The organism is Acidobacteriota bacterium (genome assembly GCA_035471785.1).
Classification (GTDB): domain Bacteria; phylum Acidobacteriota; class UBA6911; order RPQK01; family DATIPO01; genus JANQFM01.
The window spans coordinates 32,738-48,739 of the sequence record DATIPQ010000095.1 but is presented as its reverse complement, the minus strand read 5'-3'; the positions used below and the strand labels follow the sequence as shown (position 1 = coordinate 48,739).

General features: G+C 62.2%; 11 protein-coding genes. 4 read left to right on the top strand and 7 right to left on the bottom strand.

Annotated features, from left to right (window positions below; genetic code table 11):
- Nucleotides 1–67: 67 nt before the first annotated feature.
- From rpmB to VLU25_13330, 3 genes are all read right to left on the bottom strand, one after another.
- A complete protein-coding gene (rpmB, locus tag VLU25_13340) occupies nucleotides 68–310 on the bottom strand; it encodes a 50S ribosomal protein L28 (GenBank protein ID HSR68915.1) in 243 nt (80 codons plus the stop codon).
- Nucleotides 311–604: 294 nt separating this feature from the next.
- Nucleotides 605–3,373, bottom strand: a complete 2,769-nt coding sequence (locus VLU25_13335; protein ID HSR68914.1) for an SBBP repeat-containing protein — start codon at nucleotides 3,371–3,373, stop codon at nucleotides 605–607.
- A 143-nt stretch (nucleotides 3,374–3,516) separates the two neighbouring features.
- Nucleotides 3,517–4,815, bottom strand: coding sequence for a DUF6178 family protein (locus VLU25_13330; protein ID HSR68913.1), 1,299 nt, complete (start codon nucleotides 4,813–4,815; stop codon nucleotides 3,517–3,519).
- Between the two features lie 71 nt (nucleotides 4,816–4,886).
- On the opposite strand from VLU25_13330, the gene VLU25_13325 reads away from it, so the two are divergent.
- Nucleotides 4,887–6,305, top strand: coding sequence for a sodium/proline symporter (locus VLU25_13325; GenBank protein HSR68912.1), 1,419 nt, complete (start codon nucleotides 4,887–4,889; stop codon nucleotides 6,303–6,305).
- 18 nt (nucleotides 6,306–6,323) lie between these two features.
- On the opposite strand, the gene VLU25_13320 is transcribed toward VLU25_13325, so the two are convergent.
- Entirely contained in the window at nucleotides 6,324–6,755 is a 432-nt protein-coding gene (locus VLU25_13320) for an arsenate reductase ArsC (protein ID HSR68911.1), read from the bottom strand.
- 249 nt (nucleotides 6,756–7,004) lie between these two features.
- Between VLU25_13320 and VLU25_13315 the strand changes: the two genes are divergently transcribed.
- The 3 genes from VLU25_13315 to VLU25_13305 all read left to right on the top strand — a co-directional run bounded on the left by VLU25_13315 (nucleotide 7,005) and on the right by VLU25_13305 (nucleotide 9,768).
- Nucleotides 7,005–7,382: a BlaI/MecI/CopY family transcriptional regulator gene (locus VLU25_13315; GenBank protein ID HSR68910.1), complete on the top strand. Its 378-nt coding sequence runs from the start codon at nucleotides 7,005–7,007 to the stop codon at nucleotides 7,380–7,382.
- Between the two features lie 21 nt (nucleotides 7,383–7,403).
- A complete protein-coding gene (locus tag VLU25_13310) occupies nucleotides 7,404–9,098 on the top strand; it encodes an aldehyde dehydrogenase family protein (protein HSR68909.1) in 1,695 nt (564 codons plus the stop codon).
- A gap of 184 nt (nucleotides 9,099–9,282) precedes the next feature.
- Entirely contained in the window at nucleotides 9,283–9,768 is a 486-nt protein-coding gene (locus VLU25_13305) for a thioesterase family protein (protein HSR68908.1), read from the top strand.
- A gap of 39 nt (nucleotides 9,769–9,807) precedes the next feature.
- Here the strand turns inward: VLU25_13305 and VLU25_13300 are convergent, their stop codons facing one another.
- The 3 genes from VLU25_13300 to dnaG form a co-directional block, all read right to left on the bottom strand.
- On the bottom strand, nucleotides 9,808–11,943 hold the full coding sequence (locus VLU25_13300) for a M28 family metallopeptidase (protein ID HSR68907.1): 2,136 nt from the start codon (nucleotides 11,941–11,943) through the stop codon (nucleotides 9,808–9,810).
- Nucleotides 11,944–12,283: 340 nt separating this feature from the next.
- Nucleotides 12,284–13,996, bottom strand: a complete 1,713-nt coding sequence (gene rpoD / locus VLU25_13295; protein HSR68906.1) for an RNA polymerase sigma factor RpoD — start codon at nucleotides 13,994–13,996, stop codon at nucleotides 12,284–12,286.
- Between the two features lie 173 nt (nucleotides 13,997–14,169).
- The gene (gene dnaG, locus VLU25_13290) at nucleotides 14,170–15,957 is read right to left on the bottom strand and encodes a DNA primase (GenBank protein ID HSR68905.1); all 1,788 of its coding nucleotides are present in this window, start codon (nucleotides 15,955–15,957) and stop codon (nucleotides 14,170–14,172) included.
- Nucleotides 15,958–16,002: the final 45 nt, after the last annotated feature.

The window sequence follows — 16,002 nt, the reverse complement described above, 5'->3', positions numbered from 1 at the left end:
GGGTTGCTCGGCGAGAACCAAAACGTGCGGACAGATCGAAGCCTAAGACCTGGACAGAAGCAGAGATCTAGGCGCTGATGTCCTTGAGGGTCATGCCTTCGTCTTTGAGGAAGCGCATCAGGCCCTTTTTGGAGATGGTGCGCAGGGCTCGGGTGGAGACACGCAACCTCACGAAACGGTTGAGTTCTTCGACCCAAATGCGCTTGCTCTGCAAGTTGGGCAACTGGCGCCGCCGCGTCTTCTTGTTGGAGTGCGAAACCCGGTTGCCCGCCAAGGGCCCCTTGCCGGTCAAAACACACTTACGAGCCATGCTGCAAATCCTCCTCGTTAAGGAAGCGGAAAGCTTAGCATAGGGCCTGCACCGGCTTCAACTCGCGCCCGCCGCCCCTATCAGGGTTCCCGCAGATGGGTCGAACACGCGGCCTCTTTGCCGAGCCAGCGATCAAGAGCTTTCTGGAGCTTGCCGCGGCGGCTTGGCCAGGGCCACTGGTGCAGCGCGTCAGAAGTTTTGAGCCACCCTGTCGCATTATTCCACGCTTTCAGTCCATGCCCTCCTGCTGACACATCTCGCGGTCGCCCAATGGGAGCTCGGCTCTTCGTTTGCTCAGGGCAGGGGTGTGACGGGAAGCACAATGAACTGTCCGGGCTGAAGGCGGATGGCCGTGGCCGAAAACTCCTGGCTGCCGGTGACCCGCAGGTTGCCCTGGAAGTCGCTGAAATCGACCTCTTGGTCCCACTCGACTTCGGTGACGAAGAGAGCCCGATGCTCAAAACCGCCCAGTTGCAGGACGGCTTCGGCAACCGTCTCGCCGGCGGCGTTGCGCAGTTGCAGCCCGAGCTCCTGGGCCGCTCCCAGTCCCATCAAGGCCAGACCGGTGTTGTTGCCGCCGCCCGCCTGCACAGGGGTCACGAAGCCGCGCAAGCGGGGGCTGGCACCCACTCCGGTGGCGCCGATGTCGCCGGCGTCGAAAAAGACGAAAGCCGACAGGGACAGGTCGGAGACGACCTGCACCGAGCCGGTTTGCAGGGCGCCTTGGCCGTCGGTCGCCAGGCTGAGGTTGGCGCCGGCGGGAATTTGCCGTTCCAGCCGACCTTCGACCTGCTCTCCATTAAGGTCGACCTGCATGGGACTCCCGTCGTCCCCCCGCAGGATGACCTCGACCGAAGCGGCGTCGCCCGTGTCGGTGTTGACCAGTTCGATCCTGCTGGCGAAGCTGATGCCGGCTTCCTCGCCGTCGCCGAATTGGGCGAAGTTGAGGACCGCGGTATCGACCAAGGCGGCCAGAAAGGCGTCACGGCCAGCCGCCCTCTCGGGCCGTAACGGCGAGGAGCCCGCAGCCAGTCCGTCGGAATCGGTCAGCCCGGCCAACAGGAAGCGTCCCCGGCTGTCGATCTGCACTGCCCTGACTTCGTCGCGTCCGGAGCCGCCCAGGTAGGTTGAACTGACCAGCTTGCGTCCGTTGGTGTCGAAATCGATTACGAAGCCGTCGAATCCACCCCCGGCCACGGGTTGGACCGCGTCCTCAGTGGGCAGGTCGGTGGAGTTGGTGTGCCCTGCAAGCAGCACCCGGCCAGCGGAAGCGAGCTGGCTGGCGTTGAGGAACTCGTCGCCGCTGCCGCCCAGATAGGTGGAGAAGATGGGCGTGTTGGTCGATGTGTTGAGGCGCACCACGAAAAGGTCGCGCCCGCCGCCTCGCTGGCCCTGTATGCCGTCCACCACGTCGAAGTCGTCAGAAGTGGTTTCTCCGGCCAGCAGGGCGATGCCGAAGGGATCGACGTGAATCCGGCGGGCAATCTCGATCTCGGAGCCGCCCAGATAAGACGAGCTGAGAATGGCGGGGACTTGGAGGTCGAAGCGCAGCAGAAAGCCTTCGCTCTGACCTGCAAAGGTGGCGTCGAAGGGGTCTTGCAAAGGGAAGTCTTCTGAACGGGTCTCTCCTACGATATTAACCACAAAGCTCTCGAGGCCGGGAGTCTCAAAATGAGCGTCGAAGACGCGGTCGGCTCCGCTGCCGCCCAGATAAGTCGAGAAGATCATGGCACCCGCGGGCGCAAAGCGGGTAATGAAGAGGTCCTCGGCCCCGTTTTGCTGCTCCTGAAAAGGCAGAAAAAGAGGGAAGTTGAAGGAGGTGGTATGGCCGACCACGGTAACGCCTCCGTCTTCGGCAGCGAAGATGTCGCCGGGCAGATCGGGCGACGATCCGCCCAGATAAGTGGAGCGAAGCAACTCGTCTCCCTGAGGACTCAGTTTTGAAATAAAGACGTCGACGTTTCCCCGGCGGAACGGCTGGGTGGCGTTCACAGTAGGAAAGTTGAGGGACTCGGTCTGGCCCAGCAGGTAGACGTCGCCGGCGCCGTCGCGTGCCAGGCGGCGGCAGATGTCGTCGTTCGATCCGCCCAGGTAAGTCGAGAAAACCAGGCTTTGGCTGCGGGTGTCGACCAGCGACAGAAAGGCGTCACGGGACCCGCCGGTTTGACCCTGCAAGGCGTCCTCGGAGGGAAAGTTGACAGAGGCGGTCTCGCCGCATACATAGACCATTCCGTCTCCGGCGTCGAGCAGTGCGTGAGCCGCGTCGTCCCCGGCGCCGCCCAAATACGTGAAGAAGGAAAGCACGGGATCGATGACCAAGGGCAGGGCGGGGTCGTAGGGCCCTACTTCGAAGGTCACCGTCGAGGAATCGAGCAGACGATAGCGGCTGGCGATTTCCTGGCGGCCCTCAGGCCCCTGCTGGTAGCTGAAGGGACGCACCTGGCGAAGGCGATGAGGGCCGGCTTCGATCAGCAAGTCGCCCTCCTCATCCAGCCAGACGCGTCCGGCTCCGCTCAAGCGCAGGCGGATGCGTGAAGGATCGGCTCCGGGCCAGACCCGGAGATCGAACTCAAGGCGGCGGGGATCGCCGTAAAAAACGGCATCGATACCCGGGTAGAGGCCGGGCCGCAATAACTGGCCGTAGTGGGGAACCGACTTGCGCCAAGCCGCCGGATCGTTGCCCAGCAGATGATGGCTCACCGAGGACAGGCGTTGGCGAGGCAGCAGTCGTCCCTCGATAGCATCCTCAAAGCGGATGCCGAGGGAGGCGGCGGGATAGCCCTGCCAGGCGGGAAAGCCGACCTGCAAAGCATCGGGAGCAAGAGAGATCCGATAGCGCTCTCCCACGGCTTGAAACTCCCCGTCCGCGGTCGCGACGGGTTCGAAGTGCAGCTTCTGGTCCGGCAGCAGAGTGCGCAGTTGCTTGCCTTGAAAGCCGGCATGCGTGGCCGAAGCGGGGTAGGGATGGGAAGCCGTCCCCATCACAATTGTGGAGACGACGACCGCAATCCCGAGCGGTACGTTGGGGATTCGCTTCAAGGACAGCATAGGAACGGTAAACATAGCCCCTCCGTATGGGCTTCAAAAGACGGCTTTTAAGCCTCAGCCTTGCAAACGCGGGTTCCCGACCCTGATAAAGTATAGCTTGACCGGCATTTCATTGTCGCAGAGCCTCCCCCGGCGCGTCCACTTTGAAGCGGCGGCAGTCATTCTCTTTCCTTCTTCCCTTCACTGCTCAGCCGCCTCAAAATGCTGCGGCATTTCTGCATATCCCGGCGAGTCCGGAGAAAACGGCGGCGGAGCTTGCGCTTGCCTACCACCGTCCGCAGCGGGAAGGTCCGCGTAAAGCCCTGCAGGGCGGCTTCCCAGGCAGAGCCGGGCCGGGCTTCAAAGCCTTCCTCAACCAGATTGCGGGCCGAATTCTGGAGTTGCATGAGTTGGCCGTAACCCAGTTGAAAGAAGGATTGAAGAAAATGCCGCCGTACGCCTTGAGCGGCAAGCTCGAGACTCCCTTCGCTCCACACGTCCAGCCCAAGACTGATGGTGGCCACCGTCTTGCGGATGCGCCGCTTGAGGCGCTGCGGCTGGGCCGGGCTGACCTGATCGGCCGAAAGCACTTTGTTGCAGGTGAAGGCCAACTCTTCCATCAACTGCAACGACTGATCCTGATCCTCGATGGCGGCGAAAGCCTGGAGCAGCAGGTAGGGTCCTTCCTGCACCCCCGGAAGCATAACGGGCAGGGCACTAAGATCCTCCAGCGCGACCCAGTCCTTTTCCGGCAAGGGCTGACCGGGAGAGCGCGGCGTATAGATCTCGATCGCGTCGTAGTAGTCTTGAAAACCCAAATCTTCGAGACGCGACTTGCGGCTCTGGTAGGCCATCTCCTGAGTTTCGCTGGGAGTTCGGACGGCGGCCACGGAAAGCAGGAATTGGGCTCTCTCCTTATCCAGTTCATATAACCTGAGGATCAAGGCCCTGGCCATGCGCGCGGCATCGGGATTGGCGGGCAAGACCAGGAAGTAGTCGTCATCAGGCGTCTTCAGGGTCTCGCGTCCGCGCGGGGCCTTATCGTCGAAGACTTCGTTGCGGTCGCTTCGGACGTGGATTTGCAGCAGTCTTTGAAAGGCAAACTCCCAGATCTCCTCTTCCACCGCCCTGATCAGTTTTCTGGCCACGGCATCGTGAGCCGAGACGATGCAGCCTTGACGATAGAGGAACTGTCCTGCGTCGAGGCGGTCCCTCCGCCACAGGTCGAGGTCGAGCACGCCCTTCCATTGCTCTTCGGTGATGTGGGGCAGCAGCTGGCCGATCTGGTCGTCGCTCAACTCGCGCAGGCCATAGTACAACTGCGCGGTCGGCAAACGGCGGATGCGGGAGCGCGATTGCGAAGAAGACAGCATTTGGCCCAGGTCGACGGGCGCATAGCAGGTGCGATAGACCAGTTCCTCGGGCCGGCGCATGAGGCGCCGCGCCCGGCCGGCTTCAGGGGTCGGCTTTTCGTTCACGCAACGAGTATACCGATTGGCTCACGACCCTTGCGCCGCAGGGGGCGCTCAGGCATGATTGGGCGCAATCCATGAGCCATGAAGCCGCTGTCCTGGTCACTTTGGTCCTCTACAAGATCGTCCTCATCATCATCGGACTGCTCTCCCAGCGCCGCACCAAGGACAGTCTCGACTTCTTTCTGGGAGGACGCCAACTGGGACCGCTGGTAGCCGCCGTCAGCGCTTCGGCCAGTTCCTCCTCGGCCTGGACGCTGCTGGGTGTCAGCGGAGCGGCCTACCTGTGGGGACTCTCGTCCCTGTGGCTTTTCCCGGCTTGCGTGGGAGGCTTTCTCCTCAACTGGTACGGGGTCGCTCCCGCCCTGCAGCGCTACAGCCGCGAGGTGGACGCCATGACCGTCACCGAGGTGCTGGCGGGGCGACCGGGACAACCGCTGCACCGCACCCTCTCGGTGACGGCTTCGCTGATCATCCTGGTGTCTCTGGGCGCCTACGTGGCCTCTCAGTTCCTCAGCGCCGGCAAGACTTTCTACGAGACCTTCAACCTGCCGATTTCCTCCAGCATCCTCATCGGAGGCGGCATCGTGGTGCTTTACACCTTGTTGGGAGGCTTTTGGGCCGTCAGCATCACCGATACGCTGCAAGGCTTGATGATGGCGGCCACGGCCATCCTGCTGCCGGTGGCGGCCTTGATCGCGGTGGGCGGACCCGGCGGACTGTGGGAGGGAATAGGACAAGTCGGACCCGATTACATGAGCCTCACCCGAAACCTGGGCCCGGCAGCCGCCCTGGGACTGATCTGGGGCTACCTGGGCATCGGACTCGGCTATCCGGGACAACCCCACGTGGTCAACCGCTTCATGGCTCTTCGCGAAGGACGGGCTTCCTTGGTCTCGGCCCGGCGCATCGCCATCGCCTGGGCCTTGGTGGTCTATTCGGGAATGCTGCTGCTGGGATTGTGCGGACGCCTGCTCTATCCCGCGCTGAGCGATCCCGAGGTGGTCTTCGTCTCGGCCACCAACGAACTCTTCCCTCCGGTGCTGGCCGGCATCATGGTGGCGGCCGTGCTCTCGGCCATCATGTCGACAGCGGACAGCCAATTGCTGGTGGCTGCCTCCTCCGTCACCCATGACCTCAAGCTGGGAGGCAAATCGACCCGTCACATGCTGGCCCGCTCCCGTTGGGTGGTGCTGATCCTCTCGGCGGGGGCCATCGTGGCAGCTCTGCTGGGATCTCAGGAAATCTTCTCCAGCGTACTTTTCGCCTGGACCGCCATGGGGGCGGCCTTCGGACCGGCGCTGGTCGTCAAGGCGCTGGGCTACGGCGTCTCTCCGCGGCGGACGCTGCTGGCAATGCTGGTGGGGTTCAGCTTCGCCGTCGCCGCCTACTACCTCTTTCCCGCCTCTCAAGACAAATGGATCGAGCGGGTGCTGCCTTTCCTGGCCGGCCTGCTGGTGATCTTCTTCCCCCCAAGGCCAACTCAACAGTCCTGAGCAGGACCCGGGTCGCCGCTATTTTTCCAGCAGGTCTTTCAGCAGCCGGCGGACCCGCTTCTCGACCTCGTTGCGGGAAAGCCGGAAGGCGGCCCGGATTTCGGCGGAGCGTCCGCGGAACTTGGCCGGATCGCTGAGAGGCCAGTGCTCATGACGCACCCCCGAAGGGAGGACCGGACAGTTGTCGCGGGCGTCGCCGCAGAGCGTGACCACCACATCGTAGCTGGAAAGATCCTTCTCGGATATGTCGTGGGGCGACTGATGCTTGATATCCACCGCCGCCTCATTCATCACCCAGGTGGCGTAACGGTTCACTTCGTCCTTGGGCTCCAGCCCGGCACTCTCGGCGGACACTTTCTTGCCTCCATAGTAACGGGCAAATCCTTCGGCCATCTGGCTTCGGGCCGAGTTGCCGGTGCAGACGAACAGAATTCGAGGTCTCTTTGCCATAGCTTGTCCAGTCCCTATCGCCCTGATATCCCTCGGGGTTTGGCGCCGCGGGAACGGGCAAGCGGCCATTTTAGTCGATTCCCGCATTCTTCTCCACCCGACGGCCGGGAAAGGCCCGAGGACCCTGCAATAATAAGATAATAAACAAAGATAAATGCATCGGTCACTTTTTCTCACTTGAATCTCTACCACGCTTGTGGTAGAAACTCTTTAAGTGTCGTAGACGTGGGAAGGCTCGGGGGACAGCCTATGTCGGGAACATCGTCGGTCCGGCTGACTCGGTTTGAGTTGGAAGTCATGGAGGCCTTGTGGAGACTGCGCCAAGCTTCGGTCAGGGAAATGCTGGAGGCCCTTCCTGAGGCACGCCGGCCTGCCTACACGACGGTCCAAACGATCGTCCGCCGCCTGGAGCGCAAGAACGCCTTGAGGCAAGTCCGCAAGATCGGAAACGCCTTCGTTTATCGTCCCACTCTCAGCCGAGAAGCCGCTTACAGCAAATTGATCAGCGACTTCCTCGACCTTTTCGGCGGCTCGCCGCGGCCTCTTATTTCTCATCTGGTGGAAAGCGGGCAACTGGGATTGGAAGACCTCAAGGAAGCCGAGAGCCTTTTGTTCTCCCGCAACTGAGCCTCGGTGGGAGAACATGGCATGAGCAGCGCATCGGTTTCCCATTCCCATCTGGACTCGGCTTTGGCCGCCTTGGCCACCAAGAAGCGCCGCTGGCATACCATCTGGACCAAGCACCTGATCGAGTTGCTGGTTCGCCTGCGCGCCGACTACGCTCAAGTCGCCGATCGCTGGGTCAAGGTGTCCTGCCACGCCAAAGGCGTCGATCCCGACAGTCCGGCGGCCGCCGAGGAGTGGTTGGGAGGCCCTTTTTGCGTCCTGCGCAATTTGCGCCTGCTGGAACGGTCCCTGCGCGAGATCGAGACCTTCGGACGCCCCTCGCCGCCACTGGTGCCGCGCGTCCGCGAGAACAGGCAGGTGGCCGTCGACGTCCTGCCCAACGACATCTACGACCGCCTCTTTTACCGCGGCTTCTCGGCTGAGATCCGCTTTCAACCCCAGGTCAATCTGGAGAATCTTGCCGATCACCAAGCCCTTCCCCATCAGACCCATCCTCAGGGACGCCTTTGCCTGGTGCTGGGAGCCGGAAACGTCTCCTCGATCGGACCCATGGACGTGCTTTACAAGGTCTTCAACGAAAAGAAGTCGGTCCTGCTCAAGATGCATCCGGTCAACGAGTACCTGGGACCGCTCATAGAGGAAGGCTTTCGGGCTCTGCTGGAAGCCGATTTGCTCAGAGTGGTCTACGGAGGCGCCGAGGAAGGCGCTTATCTGTGCCAGCATCCGGCCGTGGACGAGATTCACATCACGGGCTCCGACCGGACCCATGACGCCATCGTCTACGGCACAGGCGAAGAGGGCCGCCGGCGCAAGGCCGAAGACGATCCCCGTCTGGACAAGCCCATCAGCAGCGAGCTGGGCAACGTTTCGCCGGTGATCGTGGTGCCTGGAGGCTGGAGCAGCTCCGACCTGGCCTTCCAGGCCGCCAACCTGGTCAGCATGCTGGTCAACAACGCCGGTTTCAATTGCAACGCCACCCGCGTCATCATCCAGCAGAGAGGCTGGAAGCAGCGGAATGCGCTGCTGGACGCCGTGCGGACCCAACTGGGCAAGGTGCCTTCGCGAAAGGCCTACTATCCCGGCGCCCGTGAACGCTGGGAGTTGCACATGCAAGGACACCCCGATGCCGAGACCTTCGGCAGCCGGCAAGAGGGATGCCTTCCCTGGACGCTGTTGCCCGACCTGCCCTACCGCGAGGACGATCCCAATTTCAGCCGCGAAGCCTTCTGCGGGCTTTTTTGCGAGACGGCTCTCAAGGCTTCGTCGCCGGCCGACTTCCTGCGTCAGGCGGTGGACTTCTGCAACCAGCGCTTGTGGGGGACCCTTAACGCCGCCCTGCTCATCCACCCCGGTTCCCTGCGCAACCCCGAGACCGCCGCCGCCCTGGAGGAGGCCGTGGACGAACTGCGCTACGGCACGGTGGCCGTCAATCACTGGCCGGCCCTGGGATACGGGCTGGTCTCGACGTCGTGGGGAGCCTATCCCGGGCACACTTACAGCGACATCCAATCGGGCATCGGCGTGGTCCACAACAGCTACATGTTCTCGGGCATCGAAAAGTCGGTGGTGCGCGGGCCTTTCCGCGTCCGCCCCAAGCCGGCCTGGTTCGTCACCAACCGCAGGGCCCACCGACTGGCCCGTCATCTGACCCGGCTGGAAGCCCGTCCCTCCCTCAGACGCGTTCCCGCCATCTTGTGGAATGCTCTGCTCGGTTGACGGCTTTATAAAACAGTCGATTCCGCGAGAAGTGTGACGGATATCACAGCCTGGAAGCCTGGCCGGCTGCTAATGTGATGGCCGCGAATCCAAGTGTTCATCATCGTACACTCAAATGGGACGCCTCCTCCCCGGGGCGTCCCGCTGATCTCGCCGCCGCCTTCCCGTCTATAATGACCCGCTGATGATTTCGCTGGAAAAGATCGAAGAGCTCCCCGTGCACCTGCGGCGCACGATTTCGCCGGACTACCTGGACAACATGGGGCACATGAACGTGCAATACTACATGGCCCTCTTCTCAGACGCGACGGGGCGGATGTTCAGCGACTGCGGGATGAGCGAAGAGGTTGTGAGGGAAAAGCGAAGGGGAGCGTTCGCCTTGCAGCACTTCATCCAATACCGTTCCGAGGTGCACGCCGACGAGACGGTTTCGGTGCGCATCCGCCTGCTGGAAAGCACGGCCCGCAAGCTGCACATGATGGGGTACATGGTCAACGAAAGCCGCCGTCAGGTAGCCGCCACCCTGGAAGCGCTGGGCGCATTCGCCGATCTGGAGGCTCGCCGCATCGCTTCCTGTCCCCCTGAAATGGAAGAGGGCGTCAATATCTTCCTGGCCCAGTGCCAATCCCTCGACTGGCAGTCTGAAACCTGCGGCTGCATCAGGCTGTAGGCAACTGCCGACTCTCAAGAACCAACTCCCAAAGCGTGCTCACTGGGTGAGCCGTCGGGCCTGGTCGAGGGTGCGGTTGACTTCGCGCAGGGCCCGCAGCAGCAGTTCGGCCTGCTGTCCGGCCTGGCTGGGGTCGCGGTTCTCCACCGCTTCGGCCAGTCCCGGCAGCGGCAGACTGGCGTAACCGGTGTAGTAGCCGGGAGCGTAGATGGAGTGACGAAACCAGGAGCGGCGAGGCAGTCCCTGCTCCAGCAGGAATCCCCGCTCGGCACGGCGCAGCAGGTCGTTGAAGCGGCGGCGGCGGCCTTGATCGAGTCCGTTCTCGAGCAGCCTGCTCATTCCCGAGGAGATGTCTTCACCGATCCGCTGCATGGCGCCGGCTTCGTCCTTGAGTTGCTGCCAGTTGACCAATCCGCCGCCCAGCCCTTGGGCTTTCTTTTCCAGATCTTCCAGATAGCCTGTGATGGCGGATCCATACTCGCCATAGTTGAAGGGCAGCAGTTCGGCGTTGGCAAGACGCAGGGCCGTCCGCCCCCAGATCTCGGCGATGGCGGGGTGGTATTGCCAGCCGGGGTCCCCGAACTGGTCCATCCAGTAGTGGCTGTCGTAGAGGGAATGGTAGACGCCGTAATCGCCGCCGAATCCCATGGAAAGCGAGGGGATTCCCAGGTGATCGAGAAAGACGGTGTAGTCCGATCCGCTGCCCAGGTCGTCGGCGTCGGGAAGGTTGAGAGGTTCGGTACGGTTGGCGTTCTGGGCTTGCAGCCACTGGTCGTAGACGGGCCGGCGCGAATCGGGATCGAGCACACGGCGGGTGACGTCGCGCAGCAGGTCGTCCAGGGCCGGGACGGCCGAGGCGCTGAAGCGTCCGCCGGCCACGCCCACGTCGACGTTGAGATAGGCCACGGCCTTGTCGGTCAGTTCCTGGCGCAAATGCTCTCCCCACTCGGTGGACCCGATCAGGCCGTATTCCTCGCCGCCCCATCCGGCCAGGATGATGGTGCGCCGGGGACGGTAGCCCTGATCCAGCAGGCGGCCCAGGCCGGACGCCACTTCCAGCATTGCAGTGGTTCCGCTGTTGGGGTCGACGGCCCCGTAAGTCCAGGCGTCGATGTGGTTGCCCAGGATGACCCATTGATCGGGCAGCTCGCTGCCCTCAATACGTCCGATGACGTTGTAGACGGGACGCCGGGCATGGTCCATCTCCAGTTCCAGGCGCACCCGCGAAGGGCCGGGACCCACATGGTAGGCAAAGGGCAGCCCGCCCTGCCATCCCTCGGGCACATTGGGACCACGCAGCGCCTCCAGAATGGGGCGGGCGTCCTGGTAGGAAAGAGGCTGAGAGGGAATGCGCGGCACATTGACGGCTTCTTCGAAGCTCAAAGCCTGGGCCTCGGGCAGGGCCGGGGTTGCCGGGGTCAAGGGGTCGCCCGGATGAATGAAAAGATACTGCACGCTTCCCCGTTGAACGGCGCTGGGAGGGCGCATGGGACCATGGGGAAAGAGGTCGCCGCGAAAGTATCCGTCGTCCATGGGGTCGGAATAGATGAGCACGCCGGCCGCGCCCCGCTCCTCGGCGGTTTTAACCTTCACGCCCCTGAAACTGCGTCCGTAGCGGGCCAGCACGATCTTGCCCCGCACCTCCACGCCCATTTCTTCCAGGGCAGCGTAGTCGTCCGGCAGTCCGTAGTTGACGTACACCACCTGCCCCTCGACCTGTCCCGAAGGCGAGTAGGCGTGAAAGGGAAGGATGACGTCGCGGGAAAAAGAATCCTTGTCGAGTTGGTAGCCTTCTTCCTGCAGACCCAGAGGGCGCTCCTCGGGCTCCAGCAGCGTCACCGAGACCTTCTTGGGAAAGGGAAGCCAGGCCAGGTACTCGACCAGATCGGCCTGCAGCCCGTTCTTGCGGAAATGGTCGAGGATGTATTCGGCGACCTTCCTCTGGGCCGGCTGTCCTTCCACGTGAGGCTCTTCCGTCAGGACGCGGTGATGGCGGCGCGCGGAGGCTGGAGTCGGCACCGTGGCGAAGAGCGCCTCAGCCTGCAACTGGCGGGCGGCGGACTGGCTTGAATACCCGCTGGGTACATCCTGGATGAGAATCTCGTCCTGTGCGAAGAGAGAAGGGATGAAAAACAGCAGGGAGAGGAGGGTCAGCGGGAAGGCGGTCTTGGGCATGTGAAAACCTTGCCTCACTCGGAGCCTCAGGTCAACTTCCCCTTGTGAATTAAAAGCCAGTGCAGTGCGTCAGAAGTTTTGAGCCACCCTGTGGCGTTATCCCACGCTTCAGCGTTCAGACCTTTGCCGTCTGAAACCCGGGGTGGCGCCGCCGTCTCGCTGGCGCTCGCCGCGGCTGACCCTGGGCCGGCGAATCGCTCGCCTTCAGCGAGCCCGGACTTGACTTTCGACACGGTCGCTGGGCTTGGCGAATCCGTCCCTGTCAGGGACAAAAAACGGCGGCCCGGGCTCAGGACTCATGACGGGCAGCATGGGGGGTTGGGAGTTCGACCGCAGGTCGCTAGTTGGCCTGACCCTCTTTGCCGTTGTTTTCCAGGAAGGCCTTGAGTTTGCGGCTGCGGGAAGGATGGCGCAGCTTGCGCAGGGCCTTGGCTTCGATCTGGCGAATGCGCTCGCGGGTCACGGAGAAGCGCTGTCCCACCTCTTCCAGAGTGTGCTCGCTGCCGTCGCCGATGCCGAAACGCATGCGGATGACCTGCTCCTCGCGGGGAGTCAGGGTCTGCAGCACGGCGGCCGTCTGTTCCTTGAGATTGAGGTTGATGACGGCTTCGGCGGGGGACACCACGCCGCGGTCTTCGATGAAGTCGCCCAGGTGGCTGTCTTCTTCTTCGCCGATGGGCGTTTCCAGCGAGATCGGCTCCTGGGCGATCTTGAGGATCTTACGCACCTTGCTGACCGGGATGTCCATCTTCTTGGCGATCTCTTCCGAAGTGGGCTCGCGCCCGTACTCCTGCACCAGGGCGCGGGAGGTGCGGATGAGCTTGTTGATGGTCTCGATCATGTGCACCGGGATGCGGATGGTGCGGGCCTGGTCGGCGATGGCGCGGGTGATGGCCTGGCGGATCCACCAGGTGGCGTAGGTGGAAAACTTGTATCCCCGGCGGTACTCGAACTTGTCGACGGCCTTCATGAGGCCGATGTTGCCCTCCTGGATCAGGTCCAAGAACTGCAAGCCCCGGTTGGTGTACTTCTTGGCAATCGACACCACCAGACGCAAGTTGGCCTCGACCAGCTCCTTCTTGGCGATGTCGGCTTCCAACTCGCCCTGCTTGATGGTGGCCAAAGTGCGCTTGAGCTCGGGCGGCGTCGCCTGCACGGCTTCTTCGATCTCGTGCAGCCGCCGCTCGATCTCGCGAAGGCGCATCTTGACCTTCTTCGACTCGTCCAGCTTGAGCGGCGATTCTTGAAGCTTGCGCAGCTTACGGGCCTCCCGTTCCAGCCGGATGACCTTGTGGACGGTCTTCTTGATGGCATCCACCAGGTCCTCCAGCACGGGCGGCTGGAAATGCATGTCGCGGACGCTGCGGGCGATGGGAATGCGATAGCGGGCCAGGGTAGAGAGCTGGGTCTTGTACTCGGGCGAGTTCTTCTTCGACTTGGCCAGCTTCTTGCGGGCCTTGCCGGCTTCCTTCTGCAGTTCCTCGATCTGCTTGACGTCGGCCAGGACCGATTTGATGCGGTTTTCCACCACCTCTTCGGTCACTTCGTCTTCGGTGAAGACGACCAGGTTCTTGATATTGACCTCTTCGGCCTTGAGGGAGTCGCGGATCTTGAGGATCTCGCCCACCACAACGGGGGAGCGGGAAAGAGCCTTGAGGACCACCCTCTGACCTTTTTCGATACGTTTGGCGATCTCCACTTCGCCTTCACGCGTCAGCAGCGGAACGGTGCCCATCTCGCGCAAGTACATGCGGACGGGATCGTTGGTCTTCTCCAGGCTGTCAGAGCTGACCGTCTTGGAGTCCTCGCCGTCGTCGTCGTTGTCATCGTCCTTCTTGGATCCGGACTTGTCCTTGACGCCGTCCAACTGGTGCTCGGAATCGATCACGTCGATGCCGGCATCGCCGAAAAGGCGGAAGATGCTGTCCAAATCATCGGAGGAGTCAATGTCGTCTGGCAGGGCGTCGTTGACCTCGTCATAGAGAAGGTAGCCCTTCTCTTTGCCCAGGTTGATCAACTCCCGAACGCCTTCATATTTGTCTTCGACCGCCAATTCGCTCACCTCTGATCGTTCCCCTCGATAAAATCTTTAGTTTATAGGATGCTCTCCGGGCAGATCAACTCGGGCGACCAAGCGCCCACGGCTGAGTGTGGCCGTTGCCCGGCGTCTTTCGAGGACATCCATAAAACCATCCCTCGGCTGAGCCGAGGGCCTTGCATTCACATTCACTGCGCATGCTCCGCCATCTGGCGGGAGCGGCGCATCAATTCACGGCCCTCCGCAATCAAAGCGGCTTTCTGCTTAAGGGCCTCCACCTGTTCCTGCAAGCTCATCTCCGAGTCTCGAAGACGGGCCTGCAATTCCTGCTGGCACCTCCGGTTCTGACGAATGCGCAGGGCCAGCACGCTTCCTTTCACGATGTCTTCGTTAAGCGGCAGATCCCCTCCGAAAGCCATCCTTTCGGCCAAGTCCAGCAGGGGCCCTGCCTCCAGTTTGGAACGCAACCGGGTGATGTCCGGTTCAACGTTCTTTTCATTCAAATCCATTATCAAGCTGAACACCGGCTCGGTATCCAGGCCCTTGAAGAGGCCCCTGTCCACCGATTTCAGCACCGCCGGCCGCCAGTCCGGATTGAGCGCGGCGGCCAGCAGAATCTTCTCCGACCGGGTGGCCAGATCAATGCTGAGGGCGGGCTCGCGAGGGGGAGCGCCGTCTCCCTTGCGCCGTCCCGAGTACTGTCTCAGCTCTGACCAAACCAGCCGCTCCTCTATTCTCAGACGTTGAGCGAGCCTGGAAAGATGCTCCGCTCTTTCAATCTTATCGGACACCAGCAGCAGGTATGGGAGGACCTGCGTCACAATCTCCTGCTTGCCGCGCGGACTTTCGGGCGCTTCATGCTGCCCGGACAGATGCCGCAACAAATAGTCCAAGAAGGGTTCAGCCTCCTCGACCATTTTGCTGTAGGCCTCTTTGCCCCGGCGGCGTATGAAGGTGTCGGGGTCGCTGCCTTCGGGCAGCCCGATGACCTTCACTTGCAGGCCTTCGCCCATCAGCATTTCGATGGAGCGAAGGGCCGCCTTGGCTCCAGCGAAATCGGGGTCATAGTTGAGGACCACCCGCGAGGCGTAGCGCGCCAGAACTTTGGCTTGCTCGTCGGTCAGGCTGGTCCCCAGCGAGGCCACCACGTTTTCAAATCCGAACTGATGGGGGACGACGCAGTCGAAATATCCCTCCACCAGTATGACTTCTTCCTCTCTGCGGATCGCGTCGCGCGCCACGTCGAGGCCGTAAAGATGTCGGCTTTTGTTATAGAGCGCGGAATCGGGCGAATTTAAGTACTTGGGTTTTCCCTCGCCCAGGATGCGTCCTCCGAAGGCGATGGTGCGGCCCGTCACGTCCCTGATGGGAAAGATGACGCGATCGCGAAAATAGGAGTAGACGCCTCTCTCGTTCTCCTTTGCCAGCCCGCAGGCAACCGCTTCCTGGTTGGAAAAGCCCTGGGCTCTCAGTTGCTGCAGCAGCCAGTTGCCCTGGGGCGCGTATCCCATCCCGAATCTGGAGATGGTCTCGGGGGCGATTTCGCGTTGTCGCAAGTATCGCGAGGCGGCGTTCGTCCCCCCTTGCGATTTAAGCGCCTCTTGAAAGAGACGCGAAACCCAGTCGGCCAGTTTCAGAAGACGCTGTTTTCGGCGGATTTCTTTTGAATCGCCACCCCCGGCGGAGCGCGGAAGGGGGACGCCGGCGCTCTCGGCCAGGAAGCGTACGGCTTCGGGGAAGGACATATTCTCCATCTTCATCACGAAGGAGAAGACGTCCCCGCCCTCTCCGCAGCCGAAGCACTTGTAGATCTGTTTTTCCTCGCTGACCCAGAAAGAAGGCGTTTTCTCGCTGTGGAAGGGGCAGAGCGCGCCATGGTCTTTGCCGCTCTTCTTTAGTGGCAGGTAACGGTTGATGAAGTCGACGATGCTGACCGAGTTGCGCAACTGCTCGACATAGTGGTCGTCGAAGTTCATAAGATGCCGGTCCGCCCGGCCAAGCCTCGAGCCCCCGGGGGCGCC

Coding starts and splice junctions, on each gene's coding strand:
- rpmB (HSR68915.1), bottom strand. CDS start 310: ATGGCTCGTAAGTGTGTTTTGACCGGCAAGGGGCCCTTGGCGGGCAAC.
- VLU25_13335 (HSR68914.1), bottom strand. CDS start 3,373: ATGTTTACCGTTCCTATGCTGTCCTTGAAGCGAATCCCCAACGTACCG.
- VLU25_13325 (HSR68912.1), top strand. CDS start 4,887: ATGAGCCATGAAGCCGCTGTCCTGGTCACTTTGGTCCTCTACAAGATC.
- VLU25_13320 (HSR68911.1), bottom strand. CDS start 6,755: ATGGCAAAGAGACCTCGAATTCTGTTCGTCTGCACCGGCAACTCGGCC.
- VLU25_13315 (HSR68910.1), top strand. CDS start 7,005: ATGTCGGGAACATCGTCGGTCCGGCTGACTCGGTTTGAGTTGGAAGTC.
- VLU25_13310 (HSR68909.1), top strand. CDS start 7,404: ATGAGCAGCGCATCGGTTTCCCATTCCCATCTGGACTCGGCTTTGGCC.
- VLU25_13305 (HSR68908.1), top strand. CDS start 9,283: ATGATTTCGCTGGAAAAGATCGAAGAGCTCCCCGTGCACCTGCGGCGC.
- VLU25_13300 (HSR68907.1), bottom strand. CDS start 11,943: ATGCCCAAGACCGCCTTCCCGCTGACCCTCCTCTCCCTGCTGTTTTTC.
- dnaG (HSR68905.1), bottom strand. CDS start 15,957: ATGAACTTCGACGACCACTATGTCGAGCAGTTGCGCAACTCGGTCAGC.